Source organism: Niveispirillum sp. FG156 (assembly GCF_057809555.1).
Genome location: NZ_JBMDKE010000009.1, coordinates 74102 through 88758, shown reverse-complemented (window position 1 = coordinate 88758; position 14657 = coordinate 74102). Strand labels below are relative to the sequence as shown.

Here is a 14657-nt window from a genome sequence, read left to right as displayed (position 1 = left end):
CAGGTCGAGCCGAAGGCGAGCCCTGACAGGTATGGATTAAAAGCCCGTTCTGTCAGGGCGAGGCTTATGCCTCGACCTGACCTACGGCAATACCAGCCGTCTCAGAAATGACGCCAGCCGCCGGGGCCGAGATCCGTTTCGGCCCCGTCCAGGCCCAGGATGTCGAGACCCGGTTCGCCGTCCACTACCTTGCCGATACGGGTGACGGCGATGCCGGCATTCTGACCGGCGGCGGCGATGTCTTCGGCCTTATCAGCAGGGGCGGTGAAGGCCACCTCGTAATCATCGCCACCGGTCAGGATGGTGCGACGCAGGGTGGGCATGCCGACCAGCAGGCGCAGGGCCGGTCCGGACAGCGGCACGGACTGCACATCCAGTGACAACCGCACCTTGCTGGTCAGCGCCATGTGCCGCAGGTCGGCAACCAGCCCGTCGGAAATATCCAGGGCCGCCGTGCCGAATACGCGCAGCGAGGCGACAAGGTCCAGACGCGGGGCCGGGCGGCGCAGGCGGGACAGGAGATAGGCGCGGTCAGCCTCCGGTACCGGCTGCGTCAGCGCACCCTGCGCCAGCTTCAAGCCCAAGGCCGCATCGCCGATGGAACCGGTGACGAACAGGGCGTCGCCCAACTTCGCCCCCTTGCGCCGGATCATGCGGTTGCGCGGCACCAGACCCAGAGCCGTGATGGTCAGGGACAAGGGACCAGAGGTGGAGACGGTATCGCCGCCCAGCAGATTGACCTTGAAAGCGCGCTGCGCCTCCCCCAACCCCTTGGCGAAGGCTTCCACCCAATCATCGCCAATACTTTTCGGCAGGTTGGTGACCAGGGAATAGGCCAGCGGTTCGGCACCCTTGGCCGCCAGATCCGACATGTTGACAGCCAGGATTTTCCAGGCCAGGTCGGCGGGATTGTCGCCCGGCAGGAAATGCACGCCGCTGACCATGGCGTCGGTGGTGACCACCAACTGCTGATCATGCGGCACGTCCAGGACGGCGGCATCGTCGGTCAGGTCGAAGGCGCCGGGCACGCCCACGGCCAGGGGCCGGAAGAAACGTTCGATCCGGCCAAATTCGCCCAAGCTGACGGCGCCGCCCTGACTGGTCACGACGCGTCGCCCTTGCCCGCCGGCTTGGCGTTCATTTCGGCGGCGCGCAGCGTACGGGCCAGCTTGTCCAGAACGCCATTGACCATGCCCGGCTCGCGACCCGCGAAAAAGGCATGGGCCACGTCGATATAGTCATTGATGATGATGTGCGGGGCGACCGCTATATTGGCCAGCAGTTCCCAGGACCCGGCCCGCAGGATGGCGCGCAGCAACAGTTCCATCCGCTCCAGCGACCATTGCCGGTCCAGCAACCCGCCCAGATGCTGATCCACCTCGGCCAGACGACCCTGTACCCCGCGCACGATATCGGCGAACAGGGTGGGGTCGGCGGTCACAAACTCCTCGCCATCCTGTTCCTGGCCGATGCGGTGACGCGCAAATTCATGGATCACCGTGTCGCTGGACGCCCCGGCCAGATCAATCTGGTACAGGCCCTGGACGGCGGCCAGACGGGCAGCCGAGCGGCGGGCTTTGGCAGACCCGGTGGGCTTGATCTTGGGGGCCGGTTCAGTGGCGGCCGGCGGGGTGATCTTCTTGCGCGGGGGCATATTTAAACCTGGAAACTCAGCGTGAATAGAGACGGAACTGCTTCTTCAGCTCGATCATCTGAAGGCAGGCATTGGCGGCGAAACCGCCCTTGTTCTTCTGATTGACGGCGGCGCGGGCCCAGGCCTGCTCATAATTCTCGGTGGTGAGAATGCCGTTGCCGATGGCCAGCGTATGGTTCAGCGACAGCTGAGCCAGGCCATGGGCGCTTTCCTGGCAGACATAGTCGTAATGCGTCGTCTCGCCCCGGATCACGCAGCCCAGCGCCACGTAACCGTCAAAACGGCGGCGACCGGAATAGAAATCCATGGAGCGGACAGAGAACTGGATGGCGGCGGGGATTTCCAGGGCACCGGGCACCTGGAAAATCTCATAGGTCGCGCCCACGGCATCCAGGGCTGCCACGGCGCCCTTCACCAGTTCGTCCGCGAGGTCGTCGTAAAAACGGGCCTCAACGATCATGATATGGGGCGCGTCAGCCATGGGGGCCATCCAGTCCGTCATGTTGAAAGATCAGAAGGGGGTGGGTATGGCCCTTTGACCGACAATGGTCAAGCCATAGCCTTCGAGGCCCACCACCGTCTTTTTGGTATTGCTCAACAGCACCATCTTCTTCACGCCCAGGTCGTTCAGGATCTGGGCGCCGATACCGTAATCGCGCAGCTCCCCGTTCAGGTCGTCATTGCCATCATCAATGGCGCGCAGCCGGTCGGCCAGCGAGAAGGGCTGGGCATCGCGCATCAGGACGATGACGCCGCGCCCTTCATCACCCACGGCCTTCATGGCGGCTTCCAAGCTGCCCACCGGGCCATGGCGGCTGTCGGCCAGCAGGTCCTTGACGATGTTCAGCGAATGCATGCGCACCGGCACCGGCACATCATCATGGATGTCGCCCTTGACCAGCGCGATATGCTCCGCACCCGAAATACGGTTGCGATAGACGATCATTTCGAACCGACCGCCATGATGGCTGTCCAGAACAGTGCGGTAGGAGCGTTCGACAATGGTTTCGGTGCGGCGGCGATAGGCGATCAGGTCAGCGATGGTGCCGATCTTCAGCCCGTGCAGCTGCGCGAACTTCACCAGATCCGGCATACGGGCCATGGTGCCGTCATCATTCATGATCTCGCAGATCACGCCGGCGGCGGGCAGACCGGCCAGACGCGACAGGTCCACCGACGCCTCGGTATGGCCAGCACGGACCAGGGTGCCGCCGTCACGCGCCAGCAGCGGAAAGACGTGACCGGGGGTCACGATATCGCGGCTGTCGACATTCTCATCAATGGCGACCTGGATGGTGCGGGCACGGTCGGCAGCGGAAATGCCCGTGGTCACGCCGGTCCGCGCCTCGATCGACACGGTAAAGGCCGTCTGGTGCCGGGTGCCATTCTGCTGCGCCATCAGGGGCAGGCGCAGACGTTCATTCATCGGGCTGTCAATGGCCAGACAGATCAGGCCGCGCCCGAAGCGCGCCATGAAATTGATGGCTTCCGGCGTGGCGGCGGAGGCGGGGATGACCAGATCGCCCTCATTCTCCCGGTCCTCATCATCGACCAGGATGAACATGCGGCCCTGGCGGGCCTCTTCGATCAGTTCCTCGGTGCTGGACAGCACGGGACGGTCGTCCTCGGTCAGACGGGTTTCGATGGCCGACATGGATTAAACGTCCTTCCCCACCAGCCGGGCGACGTAGCGCGCCAGCATGTCCACTTCCAGATTGATCTTCGCCCCCGGCCCGATCAGGCCGAAGGTCGTCTGTTCCGCCGTATGCGGGATGATATTGACGCCGAAGACATCGTCATCGACCTCATTGACGGTCAGTGACACGCCGTTCAGTGCGACAGATCCCTTGGCCGCGATGAAGCGCTTCAGGCTCTGCGGTACGCGGAAGCGCCAGCGGTGACTGTCACCATCTTGGGTGACGGACACCACCTCCCCCACACCATCGACATGGCCATAGACCAGATGCCCGCCCAGCTCATCCCCCAGTTTCAAGGAGCGTTCCAGGTTGAGGGGCGTGCCAATCCCCCAGTCGCCGACCGTGGTTTTGGCGATGGTTTCGGCAGACACATCCACCTTATAGGCGTCGGCCAGCTTCTCCACGACGGTCAGGCAGACCCCGTTGGAAGCAATGGACGCACCCATGGCAACGCTGTTCAGGTCGAACCGCGTTTGGATGGTCAGTCTCAGGTCGCCACGGCGCTCGATCTCCACGACGCGGCCGACATCGGTGATGATTCCGGTAAACATGGGGCATAACCTAGGGCTTACCGCGCATTTGTGCGAGGGGGCGATAGATGCGCGTGGCGCATGGCGGGATGGGGCTAATGCGATGCTGACGCAGGCCGGTGGCCGTATGTGCGCGCCGCCGTCGCCCCTTTCCGCATCTGCGGCGGAAGGGGCGTAACAAGGAATATGCTCAGGCGACCTGGCTTTCCATCAACGCGGCCGCCACCAGCTCATGGCGGTGTTCCTCCAGGTATCCGGCAACGGCGCGATAGATCGCCAGACCCATTCCCTCCACGAATCGTTCGCCGGGCGTGCGATGGGCGGTGCTGCCCTCCACTTCCAGGGTCGCGATCATCTGACGGTAATCGCTGATCCGGTCACCAATGATCCGGTCCAGATGACGCGGCGGCAGCAGGTGGCCGAAGCTGAGGATAAACATCAGGTCGGACCGCAGCTTGTCCGCAGACGGCGTCTTGATCAGTGCCTGGTAAAGCGCATGCCGCCCTGCGGGCGTGATGCGGTACAGTTTCTTGTCGGGCCGGCCATCACCATTATGCGGCAGCATCACGATCTGGCCATCATCCAGCAGTCGCTTCAGCGCCGGATAAATGGATCCGAAGCCCGCATCACTGAAATGGCTCAGCGGGCCTTCCTCGAATTCCTTGCGAATTTCATAGCCGGAAGCATCGCCACGGCTCAACACACCGAGGCACAAGGTCTTTACATCAATCATCACACACCTGTCTGACAGTGCCGGCACGATAGAGCTTGCCTGTTCATAGTCAAGCGATGCATCGGATTGATATATAACATTCCGTTAATCATGTTTGCAGCCGGATTAGGTTAACCGCCATATGAACGTGGAACCGCCCCTGCTCATCCGTCGCTGTAGCGAAATCAGCGGCGATACGGGCATGCAGGGCGGCGCGCTGATCAGGGGGCATGGCGGCGACAAGGGGGCTGAATGCCATCTCCAATGTCGGCAGCCAGAAGGGATGGTCTGCCCTGGCCGGATTGTTCAGCATTAATGTCTCCGCCCGGACATGGCGGAAACCGGCGGCTTCAGCCTGCCGCAGCAGGTTTCCCGGATCGGCGAAGCGGAAAAGCGGGGAAAGCAAGGCATCCACCCTCTCCCCATATTCGCGGGAGAGCAGGCGTCCCAGACGGTCGAACAGACTGTTCCCGGCCCGTGGTCCCCAGACCGCCAAGGCGGCAACCCCGTTGGGGCGCAGGACCCGGCGCATCTCCGCCAGGGCAGCTTCATGTTCAGGCACGAACATCAGACCGAACCGGCACAGAACCCGGTCGAATCCGCCATCGGCAAAGGGCAGGATGGTCATGTCGGCGGTCACAGGATGCGGCGGATACGGATGGCCCCTGGCGCGCCGCCCGAGTCCCGACAGCATTGCCGGAACCAGATCGCAGGCCACGACAAGACCATCGGCACCGATCCGGTGAGCCTGGGTCAGGGATGGTTCCCCCACACCGGCGGCGATATCCAATACCCGTGAGCCCGGCGGGGCACCGGCAAGGTCGAGAAGCGGCTGGTTAATCCGGTCGGCGGGGTTGGCCATGCCATCAGCCCAATGATCCCAAGCATTGGCGCTTTGCGTCCAGCGCTGACTTTCAACTATCGCGACAGTGCCGTTCATGCTGGCCTTCCGCAAACGTATTCATTGCTTGTTTAATGTTTTGTTTACGCCGATCAATTTTACTGGAAACTGACCTTCCCGCACAGGGTAGCATGGTTACCAACGCATGGATGATCATGTTAACCCTATATAAATATCAACCAATTTAAATGCCGGCACTCTGGCAAAGGCTGAACTTATGCTTTCGGTGATACTCTCTGTGCTTGCATTCGCCGTCGGGATGACGATAGCTGTAACGGCACGCCCCACACGGGGCGGTCTTGCGCGGAACGTCTGACCTGATGTCGAAACCACCTTCCAGCGGCAAATATTATCGGTTCGACGGTCTGTCCGTGCTGATCGCGGACGATAACCGCTTTGTGCGTTCCATCATGGTGACCATTTTCAAGGCGTTAGGGATCGGCAAGGTTTTGCAGGCGGATAATGGGGAGGAGGCAATGGCCATCCTCGACGTTTCCGCCCAGATGGACAGTACCGCGGGCCGCGATGTGGACATTATTTTCGCTGACCACCTGATGGAGCCGATGGATGGGATCGGTTTGCTGAAATGGGTGCGCGAACATGAAAGCGACAAGATCCGTTTCCTGCCCGTCGTGATGATGAGTGGTGAGGCCGATGAGGCGGCAGTGCGCCTGGCCCGCGACAGCGGGGTGACGGAATATCTGGCCAAGCCCATGTCGGTCATCAATGTCGCCAGCCGTCTTCTGGCCATCATCGACAAGCCGCGATCCTTTGTACGCGCGCCGAATTATTTCGGACCCGACCGCCGACGTCAGACTTTGCCCCATGATGGTGCCGACCGCCGCCTGATGAGCCCCGAAGATGTGCGGGTTGTTGACGAAGGCGCTCACATGGTTATCGACAGCCAGGGTGGTTCTGTGGAGAATCCCGCTGAGAATGTTGATGGAGGGGCTGAGGTTCCGGCGGAAGCCGAGGCCCAGCGGGCAAGCGCATGAATGACAATCTGAAGCCCGACGCACGTGTGCCGGCGGTCGAGATCATCAAGCGGCCGAACAAGCTGCGCGAGAAGGTGGGCGGCTCTGCCGATGGAAAGCCGGGCATGATCGACCCGGCCGCCCTTGCACGCGCCAGCACACATGTCGCCCGTATGTCCGATGCCCATATCGCCCAGACACGCGTCGATCTCACGGAATTGCAGGACGCTTATCGCCGCGCCATGACCGACGTTGATAACCGCCCCTCCCATCTGAAGCGGGTGATCAAGATCAGCGACGGCATCATGACGTTGGGCAAGACCTTCGGATATGATCTTCTGTCCGATTTCGCCAACTCACTGAACCATTTCCTGGTGCCCATCCCCAACCCAAGCGTGGCGCAGTTGGCCGTTGTCGGCCTGCATATCGACGCCATGCATGTTCTGGTGCGTGACGATATCAAGGGTGATGGCGGCCAGATCGGACAGGCCCTTGCCGTGTCCTTGAACATGGCCCGCGCCAAGCTGGGCGCGAAGCGCGGCGCGTGACATACACGCCGTGCGATGGGTTTTCTGGCACATTGTTACGGAATTCGGTTATTTTACGCGCCGCCTCCCCGAACGGAGTATGGTTTTTGACTAGTCACAGGCCCGGTTCGTGATAAAAGGCGGTCATTATTGCCGGTGAAGTTTCACGCACGCGGGCGCATGGGACCAATGGAGATGGCATTGCGGCAACCCTATTATGACAGCATCCTGCTTATCGAGCGGCTGCATCGCCATTTCCTGGAAGTGCTGAAGATCGAGCTGGACCGTCTTGGCATGCAGGACATCAACAATGTCCAAAGTCTGATCCTGTATAATATCGGCGATGATGAGCTGACCGTCGGTGAATTGACGGCACGGGGCTATTATCTTGGCTCCAACGTTTCTTACAACGTCAAGAAGATGCATGAGAACGGTTACCTGACGCAGGAACGTTCCACGCATGACCGTCGCTCCGTCCGTGTCCGCTTGTCCGACAAGGGGCTGAAGCTGCGCGACCGGATTTCGGAACTGTTCTCCCGTCAGGTGGATGCGCTGGACAAGTCCGGTCTGTCGGCAGAGGAGCTGACGCGCGCAAACGAGACGATGCGCACGCTGGAGCGGTTCTGGACCTCGTCTCTGTCCTACGGCGCCTATGCGTCGTCGGGGCCGCTCTGACTGCGGGGCGCCGCCATGCCACGGCCGCCTTTGAATGAAAAGGATGTGCTGATCGAATTCCATCCGGTCGGCAACATCGTGCGGGTCAGCGCCATCGACCCGGCCACCAATACCGAGATCATCATTCAGGGGCCCGCCAGTGCCGGTAAGACCGTTCTGGCGCGCAACGCCCTGGCCAAATTGAATTACGTGCTGCGCAAGGGCCAGTCCTGAAACCAAAAAGGCCGCGCGGGCAGTGTCCCGCGCGGCCTTTTCTTATGGAAACCCAGGCAGGTCAGGCCCGGCGGCGGGAAGCGCTGCGCGTATCGCCCCGGCCCAGACCGATCTTTTTGGCGAATTCAGACCGCTGTGCCGCATAATTGGGCGCCACCATGGGGTAATCAGGCGGCAGGCCCCACTTGGCACGGTATTCTTCCGGAGTCATGTCGTAGGTGGAACGCAGATGCCGCTTCAGCATCTTCAGTTTCTTCCCATCCTCCAGACAGACAATGTATTCCGGCGTCACCGACTTCTTGATCGGCACGGCAGGACGCATCGGTTCCTGCGGCACTTCAGCAGGAGCGCCCTGCAGCCCCGTCAAGGTTACATAGACGGAGTTGATGACCTCCGGCAATTGCTGCGTCGGCAGTGCATTCTGGCCGACATAGGCGGATACGATCTCCGCCGTCATACGCAGCAGATCCCCCGTCAACACCTCATTCCCTTGCTGTTCCATCGCACCCAACATTCCTGAACGGTTAATCAACTATGAACGGACGCTTCGCATGGGTGCGTTCGCATGTCAACACGGAACCGTTGAAAACGGGGAAGTTTTTTACTTGGATTGCCATTATCATATCAGTCTATGGTTGACGAAATATCATAAGTCACTGATTTCGCTTTTTGTAGATCCACCACGGCCAATGGATATTAGTCTGATTGGACGATCCAGATGAACAATGGATTTCTCAGCAATTTTCAAGATTTATCAAATTATCTTCATTTATGGTGATAGCGCTTGAGAACCACAGGGTAAGTTGCCCCTATAAGATTTGCCAGCGCTCTGTTTCAATTATTTCTATTGTGTCATTACTTTCAGACTTGCAACGGTCACTCCAGGCGCGCGCCGGGGGCAAGGCCGGGCTGCTTTCATGGGCCAGGGCGGGAACTGGTGTGGCGGCGACACTTCTGCTAGGGTCCTGCCCGTCGGCGACCCCCTAGTGATGGGGTTGCTTCTCTGTTTCCAGGGGTGCCGGGCCTCCTTGCCCGGAGAGGGTGGATTATGGGTATCCAGACCATCGCGATTGCCGGCGATCATGCCAGCCCGGAACTGAAGGCCGTCCTGGCCGAACAACTGCGCGCCGCCGGTCACACGGTCCTCGACCTTGGCACCAACGGGCCGGAGTCGGTAGATTATCCCAGCTTTGCGGATGCTGTCGCTGCGGCCCTGGCCGATGGGCGGGCCAATGCTGGCGTGCTGATCTGCGGCACCGGTATCGGCATTTCCATTGCCGCCAACCGACACCGTCATGTGCGTGCCGCCCTGTGCCATACGCCGACGGAGGCCCGGCTGACCCGCCTGCATAATGATGCCAACGTGCTGTGCCTGGGCGCGCGCACCATCGGCGTGGAGGTGGCGAAGGACTGTGTTGCCACCTTCTTCACCACGGAATTCGAAGGCGGCCGTCATGCCCGCCGTGTCGCGATGTTGGGCTAAAACGCCCGACCGGTACCAGAGGACCAGACGAACATGAGCATCCAGGGTTTCTTCACCGACAAGCTGTCCGACGCCGATCCCGAACTGTACGCCTCGCTGCGTCAGGAACTGGGCCGCCAGCAGGATCAGATCGAACTGATCGCCTCGGAAAACATCGTCTCCACCGCCGTGCTGGAGGCCCAGGGTTCGGTTCTGACCAACAAGTATGCCGAGGGTTACTCGGGCAAGCGCTATTATGGCGGCTGCGAATATGTCGACATCGCCGAAACGCTGGCTATTGAGCGCGCGAAGAAGCTGTTCGGCTGTGAGTATGCGAACGTTCAGCCGCATTCCGGCGCGCAGGCCAACCAGGCCGTGTTCATGGCGCTCTTGCAGCCCGGCGACACCTTCATGGGCATGGATCTGGCCGCCGGCGGTCACCTGACCCATGGCGCCCCTGCCAACCAGTCGGGCAAGTGGTTCAAGGTCGTGTCCTATGGCGTGACCCGCGATACCAACCTGATCGATTATGACGATGTCGAGGCGAAGGCGCGTGAGCATAAGCCCAAGCTGATCATCGCCGGTGGTTCCGCCTATCCGCGCCAGATCGACTTTGCCCGCTTCCGCAAGATCGCGGACGAGATCGGCGCCTATCTGATGGTGGACATGGCCCATTATGCGGGTCTGGTCGCCGCTGGCGTCTACCCCTCGCCCCTGCCGCACGCCCATGTCGTGACCACCACCACGCACAAGACCCTGCGCGGTCCGCGTGGCGGCATGATCCTGTCCGACGACCTGGACCTGGGCAAGAAGTTCAATTCCGCCGTGTTCCCGGGCCTGCAGGGCGGCCCGCTGATGCATGTCATCGCCGGCAAGGCCGTGGCCTTCGGTGAGGCGCTGCGTCCTGAATTCAAGACCTATGCCGCCAATGTCGTTGCCAATGCCAAGGTTCTGGCCGAGCGTCTGATCGCCGGCGGCCTGGACATCGTGTCTGGCGGCACCGACAGCCATATCGTGCTGGTTGACCTGCGTCCGAAGAAGCTGACGGGCAAGGCCGCCGAGCATGCGCTGGAAAATGCCGGCATGACCTGCAACAAGAATGGCGTGCCGTTCGACCCGGAAAAGCCGTTCGTGACCTCCGGTGTGCGTCTGGGCACCCCGGCGGCCACCACGCGCGGCTTCGGCACCGCCGAATTCGCCCAGGTCGGCGACATGATCGTGGAGGTGCTGGACGCGCTCGCGGTCAGCAATGGTGACAATGCAGCGGCGGAAGGCCGGGTGCGCGCGCGGGTACAGGAACTGTGCCGCCGCTTCCCCATCTACCAGACGCTGTGATTGACAAACCCCGGTTTCGGCCCCATGCCGGAACCGGGGTTTTCGTATCGGCAACCATAATAATCATGGAGGGCTCATATGCGCTGCCCGTTCTGCGGGAATGACGATACCCAGGTGAAGGACAGCCGTCCCACCGATGATGGGTCCGCCATCCGCCGCCGCCGTTTCTGCCCGGCCTGCGGCGCCCGCTTCACCACCTTCGAACGGGTGCAGCTGCGTGAGCTTTATGTCGTGAAATCGTCCGGTCAGAAGGAACCCTTCGACCGGGAGAAGCTGTTGCGTTCCATGCGCATTTCGCTGCGCAAGCGGCCCGTGGATGCTGACCGGATCGACCGTGTGGTCAATTCCATCGTGCGGCAGCTTGAAAGCAGCGGGGAGACTGAAATCCCCTCCACCCAGATCGGTGAGATGGTGATGAACCAGCTGGCCGGCATCGACAAGGTTGCCTATATCCGCTACGCGTCCGTCTATCGCGATTTCCGCGAGGCGGCGGATTTCAACGATTTCGTTGAAAAGCTGCGGCCCGAAGACAACGATTGAGCGGGGATGGCGTGATCGGCGCGGCCCCATCCTTCAGCACGGATGACGCGGCGCATATGCGCGCCGCCCTGGCCCTGGCCCGGCGCAATCTGGGCCGTGTCTGGCCCAATCCGTCGGTCGGCTGCATCGTGGTGAAGGATGGACAGGTTGTGGGCCGGGGGGTCACCGCCCCCGGCGGTCGCCCGCATGGGGAACCGCAGGCCCTGGTCCAGGCCGGTGATGCGGCACGCGGCGCCACCGTCTATGTCAGCCTGGAGCCCTGCAACCACCATGGCAAGACCCCGCCCTGTTCAGAGGCGCTGATCGAGGCCGGCATCACCCGTATCGTGGTGGCATGCGAGGACCCGGACCCCCGCGTCTCAGGTGGCGGTATCCGCCGTCTGCGCGAAGCGGGGATTCAGGTCGATGTCGGGTTGTGTGCGGAAGAGGCGCAGGCGGTCAATGCCGGCTTCATCAGCCGCATCCTGAAGGGCCGCCCCGGCGTCACCCTGAAACTGGCCACCAGCCTGGACGCCCGTGTCGCCACCTCGACCGGACATAGCCAATGGATCACCGGCCCCGACAGCCGCGCACGCGGCCACCTGCTGCGCGCCAATCATGATGCCATCCTGGTCGGAATCGGCACGGCGCTGGCCGATGATCCCGAACTGACCTGCCGGCTTCCGGGGTTGGAGGGGTGCAGCCCCGTGCGCATCGTGCTGGATAGTCATCTGCGCCTGCCGCCCAGCGCAAAGCTGGTGCAGGGGGCCGCCAGCGTGGCGCCTACCTGGGTGGTGACGCTGGCGGACGCAGACGGGTCCCGTGCTGCGGACCTGGAGGCGCTTGGTGTTCGCATCCTGCGGGTTGATCGCGATGAAACGGGCCGCCTGTCCATTGCCGCCGCCCTGACCGCCCTGGCCGGCCAGGGTATCACACGGCTGCTGGTGGAGGGTGGGCCTGCTGTGGCCACCTCATTCCTGAAGACGGGGCTGGTGGACGGGGTTGAATGGTTCCGCGCCCCGATGCTGATCGGCGGCGATGGATTACCGGCAGTGGGCGCCCTGGAGGCCGAAATGCTGGAACAGGCGGTACGGCTTTTCCCAGTCGGTGACGAAACGCGCCGTTATTTCACCGGCTGATTCGGGTGCGGGTCAGCGCATCACCGCGCAGGTGCGGTCGCGGCACTGGATCAGGACGAAACTGTCCTTCGGTGCCGCACAACTGACCTTATAGATCGTCTCCGCGATGCGGCCCGTGACCTGCTTCATGACTTCCAGTTTGGTCGGCTTGCAATTGGCGGACTGTGCCGCCTCCCGCGCCTCGGCCTGCTGCGCGCGGGCCGGCAGGGCGGAGAGCAGGCACAGCATCAACAAAGCCGCCGGACGCCGCATCACGGCTTCTTGCGCTGGGTAAAGGCAGCGGCCAGGGCCTTCAGATTGTCGGCCTGTTCTTGTCCATCGTCGGGTGCGGGTGCCGCCCCACCGCCGCCCGTGCCCATGCGGGCGATGATGGCATCCATCATCTGCGGCGACAGTTTCTTCGGCCCGGTGGACGGACGCGCCGCGCGCACCACGCCCTGGCCGGGGGCCGGGGCCGCCGTGGTGATGGAACCCCCACGGGCCACACGGTCAACGGCGCTGCCGGCAATCGCCTTCAGGAACGGCTTGCACAGGCCGCGCAGCAATTGTTCGTCATCCAGCGCCCAGGCGATCAGCACACGCTGCGCCTGGCTGCGGCTGCCCTGTGCGGCCTTCAATGCCTCACGGATCTTGAGCGTGACATAGGTGTCGCTCATGGCCCGGCCCTCCCGGATGGATCAAGGTTCCTAGATTAGCCAAGCAAGGCCGGGTTTCCCAAGTGATTTCGCGTCACAGGGCGGCCCGTACCTCTTCCGCGACGGGCATAGCGGTACCGGTGCCGATGCGCGTGCAGGCGATGGAGGCCGCGACATTGGCATAGCGCATGGCGGTGGCCAGATCATCCCCCGCCGCCAGCCGGGCCGACAGGCTGCCCACAAAACAATCACCCGCCCCCGTCGTGTCCACGGCCACCACCTTGCGCCCCGGTACCAGGGTTTCGCTATCCATGGTGACGGCCAGGGCCCCGCGCACGCCCAGCGTTGCGATGATCACCTGCTCCGGGCGGCGCAGCAGCCCGCGGGCCGGGGCGGCGATATCGGCCACCGCGGCGTCGCCCGACAGTTCCACGCCCGCGAAATGGCCCAGCTCCGTCTCATTCACCACAAGGATGTCGGTGTCGGTCCACAGGCTGTCGGGCGCGTCATCCAAGGCCGGTGCGGCGTTCAGCAGGGTACGGGCACCGGCGGCCCGGCCCTTGGCGAACAGGGCGGCGATGGTGGCGCGCGGCACCTCAAACTGGCTGACCAGGATGTCGCCGGGCGAAATGGACAGGCCATCGGCATCGGCGGGCACGATCTGCCGGTTGGCGGCGGGAATGACAACGATGCGGTTTTCCGCCGTCGCATCCACCAGGATCAGGGCCGATCCCGTCGCTTCATCCGCCGACCGCCCCACATGGGTGGCGTCAATGCCCTTTTCAGCGAAGAAGGACAGGATGCGGTCGCCGAACATGTCCTGTCCGACCTTGCCCACGAAGGACACGGGCACACCCTGCTGCCGGGCGGCGACCGCCTGGTTCAGGCCCTTGCCGCCCGGCATCAACTGCACCGTCTGGCCATTCACCGTCTCCCCCGCCTTGGGCGCGCGTTCCATGGTGGACAGGATGTCGTAATTAATGGAACCGATGACGGTGACCTGGGCCATGGGGCTTTCCTTCTTGGTTGAACGATCCTTCCTAGCGCGTCCTGGGACGCCTTGGAAGCCTCACTCATGCCCCCAGGGTGCAGGCGGGGCGGCCACGGGTTTGGTCAGGTCGAAGACCATGCGCACCACGCGGCCGGGGCGGGACAACTCATAGGTGAAGGTCCCCTGCCCCTGTTCCAATGCCCAGACATTCTGCTGCGCGCCCGGTGGCAGCTTGTTATCGGCAAACAGGGTCTTGGAGAAGGCGTCGGCGGGGAAGTCCTGACGTGCGGCGGTGCCGGGGGCAATCGTGTCGCCGCCATATTGGGTCAGCTTATCCTCCGTCCCATCCTCATGACGGTGATCATGTTTCAGGCGCAGGCCCGTTTCGGTACGGGTGACGATCCAGGTGCGCGACCGGTCCTCCCCCACATGCAGGGGAATGCGAACCTCCCCCGCCTTGCAGGCTCGCACATGCATGACCAGCCGCTTGCCCACGAACGGGTCATTGGCGGCCCCGCCTTCGTTCGTGGTGATCGTGCCCTCGAACGCCTTGCCGCACAGGGGCTGCAGTGCGGCCAGGAAACCATCCGCCGGTGCGGCGGCGGCAGGCAGGGCGATCAGCAATGACAGCGCCGCCAGAATGTTTCGGATATGCATGGACCCAACCTTTATCTTGATTATTGTGGGACCGAA

Annotated in this window: 20 protein-coding genes; 8 read left to right on the top strand and 12 right to left on the bottom strand. The window is 62.7% G+C overall.

What is annotated here, in order from left to right; translation table 11 throughout:
• Window positions 1–101: 101 nt before the first annotated feature.
• From thiL to ACODSP_RS07515, 7 genes are all read right to left on the bottom strand, one after another.
• Window positions 102–1106, bottom strand: coding sequence for a thiamine-phosphate kinase (thiL, locus tag ACODSP_RS07545; protein WP_488965003.1), 1005 nt, complete (start codon window positions 1104–1106; stop codon window positions 102–104).
• On the bottom strand, window positions 1103–1654 hold the full coding sequence (gene nusB, locus ACODSP_RS07540) for a transcription antitermination factor NusB (RefSeq protein WP_488965002.1): 552 nt from the start codon (window positions 1652–1654) through the stop codon (window positions 1103–1105). Before nusB ends, thiL begins: the two co-directional genes overlap by 4 nt.
• A 16-nt stretch (window positions 1655–1670) precedes the next feature.
• On the bottom strand, window positions 1671–2135 hold the full coding sequence (locus ACODSP_RS07535; protein ID WP_054168221.1) for a 6,7-dimethyl-8-ribityllumazine synthase: 465 nt from the start codon (window positions 2133–2135) through the stop codon (window positions 1671–1673).
• Between the two features lie 30 nt (window positions 2136–2165).
• The gene (ribB, locus tag ACODSP_RS07530) at window positions 2166–3308 is read right to left on the bottom strand and encodes a 3,4-dihydroxy-2-butanone-4-phosphate synthase (RefSeq protein ID WP_488965001.1); all 1143 of its coding nucleotides are present in this window, start codon (window positions 3306–3308) and stop codon (window positions 2166–2168) included.
• 3 nt (window positions 3309–3311) lie between these two features.
• A complete protein-coding gene (locus ACODSP_RS07525) occupies window positions 3312–3902 on the bottom strand; it encodes a riboflavin synthase (protein ID WP_488965000.1) in 591 nt (196 codons plus the stop codon).
• Between the two features lie 169 nt (window positions 3903–4071).
• Window positions 4072–4614, bottom strand: a complete 543-nt coding sequence (locus ACODSP_RS07520; protein ID WP_488964999.1) for a PadR family transcriptional regulator — start codon at window positions 4612–4614, stop codon at window positions 4072–4074.
• An 88-nt stretch (window positions 4615–4702) separates the two neighbouring features.
• Complete coding sequence (locus ACODSP_RS07515; protein WP_488964998.1) at window positions 4703–5533, bottom strand: class I SAM-dependent methyltransferase; 831 nt, start codon at window positions 5531–5533, stop codon at window positions 4703–4705.
• A gap of 281 nt (window positions 5534–5814) precedes the next feature.
• Between ACODSP_RS07515 and ACODSP_RS07510 the strand changes: the two genes are divergently transcribed.
• The 4 genes from ACODSP_RS07510 to ACODSP_RS07495 all read left to right on the top strand — a co-directional run bounded on the left by ACODSP_RS07510 (window position 5815) and on the right by ACODSP_RS07495 (window position 7883).
• Window positions 5815–6489 (top strand): response regulator, encoded by a 675-nt coding sequence (locus tag ACODSP_RS07510; RefSeq protein ID WP_054168185.1) that lies wholly within the window; start codon window positions 5815–5817, stop codon window positions 6487–6489.
• On the top strand, window positions 6486–7016 hold the full coding sequence (locus ACODSP_RS07505; RefSeq protein WP_488964997.1) for a hypothetical protein: 531 nt from the start codon (window positions 6486–6488) through the stop codon (window positions 7014–7016). The genes ACODSP_RS07510 and ACODSP_RS07505 overlap by 4 nt, the downstream gene beginning before the upstream one ends.
• 180 nt (window positions 7017–7196) lie before the next feature.
• Complete coding sequence (locus ACODSP_RS07500) at window positions 7197–7670, top strand: MarR family winged helix-turn-helix transcriptional regulator (protein ID WP_054168223.1); 474 nt, start codon at window positions 7197–7199, stop codon at window positions 7668–7670.
• Window positions 7671–7685: 15 nt separating this feature from the next.
• On the top strand, window positions 7686–7883 hold the full coding sequence (locus ACODSP_RS07495; RefSeq protein WP_102114862.1) for a DUF6898 family protein: 198 nt from the start codon (window positions 7686–7688) through the stop codon (window positions 7881–7883).
• A 61-nt stretch (window positions 7884–7944) separates the two neighbouring features.
• Here the strand turns inward: ACODSP_RS07495 and ACODSP_RS07490 are convergent, their stop codons facing one another.
• Window positions 7945–8385: a Ros/MucR family transcriptional regulator gene (locus ACODSP_RS07490; RefSeq protein ID WP_488964996.1), complete on the bottom strand. Its 441-nt coding sequence runs from the start codon at window positions 8383–8385 to the stop codon at window positions 7945–7947.
• A gap of 546 nt (window positions 8386–8931) precedes the next feature.
• On the opposite strand from ACODSP_RS07490, the gene rpiB reads away from it, so the two are divergent.
• From rpiB to ribD, 4 genes are all read left to right on the top strand, one after another.
• Window positions 8932–9366 (top strand): ribose 5-phosphate isomerase B, encoded by a 435-nt coding sequence (gene rpiB / locus ACODSP_RS07485; protein ID WP_102114860.1) that lies wholly within the window; start codon window positions 8932–8934, stop codon window positions 9364–9366.
• A gap of 33 nt (window positions 9367–9399) precedes the next feature.
• Window positions 9400–10680 (top strand): serine hydroxymethyltransferase, encoded by a 1281-nt coding sequence (gene glyA / locus ACODSP_RS07480; RefSeq protein WP_488964995.1) that lies wholly within the window; start codon window positions 9400–9402, stop codon window positions 10678–10680.
• 78 nt (window positions 10681–10758) lie between these two features.
• On the top strand, window positions 10759–11220 hold the full coding sequence (nrdR, locus tag ACODSP_RS07475) for a transcriptional regulator NrdR (protein WP_488964994.1): 462 nt from the start codon (window positions 10759–10761) through the stop codon (window positions 11218–11220).
• Window positions 11217–12338, top strand: a complete 1122-nt coding sequence (gene ribD / locus ACODSP_RS07470) for a bifunctional diaminohydroxyphosphoribosylaminopyrimidine deaminase/5-amino-6-(5-phosphoribosylamino)uracil reductase RibD (protein WP_488964993.1) — start codon at window positions 11217–11219, stop codon at window positions 12336–12338. The genes nrdR and ribD overlap by 4 nt, the downstream gene beginning before the upstream one ends.
• A 12-nt stretch (window positions 12339–12350) precedes the next feature.
• Here the strand turns inward: ribD and ACODSP_RS07465 are convergent, their stop codons facing one another.
• The 4 genes from ACODSP_RS07465 to ACODSP_RS07450 form a co-directional block, all read right to left on the bottom strand.
• Window positions 12351–12590: a hypothetical protein gene (locus ACODSP_RS07465; RefSeq protein ID WP_054168193.1), complete on the bottom strand. Its 240-nt coding sequence runs from the start codon at window positions 12588–12590 to the stop codon at window positions 12351–12353.
• Window positions 12590–12994, bottom strand: a complete 405-nt coding sequence (locus ACODSP_RS07460; RefSeq protein WP_054168194.1) for a hypothetical protein — start codon at window positions 12992–12994, stop codon at window positions 12590–12592. Before ACODSP_RS07460 ends, ACODSP_RS07465 begins: the two co-directional genes overlap by 1 nt.
• 73 nt (window positions 12995–13067) lie before the next feature.
• Window positions 13068–13982, bottom strand: a complete 915-nt coding sequence (locus ACODSP_RS07455; protein WP_488964992.1) for a ribokinase — start codon at window positions 13980–13982, stop codon at window positions 13068–13070.
• Window positions 13983–14042: 60 nt separating this feature from the next.
• The gene (locus ACODSP_RS07450) at window positions 14043–14621 is read right to left on the bottom strand and encodes a hypothetical protein (protein ID WP_488964991.1); all 579 of its coding nucleotides are present in this window, start codon (window positions 14619–14621) and stop codon (window positions 14043–14045) included.
• Between the last annotated feature and the right edge of the window lie 36 nt (window positions 14622–14657).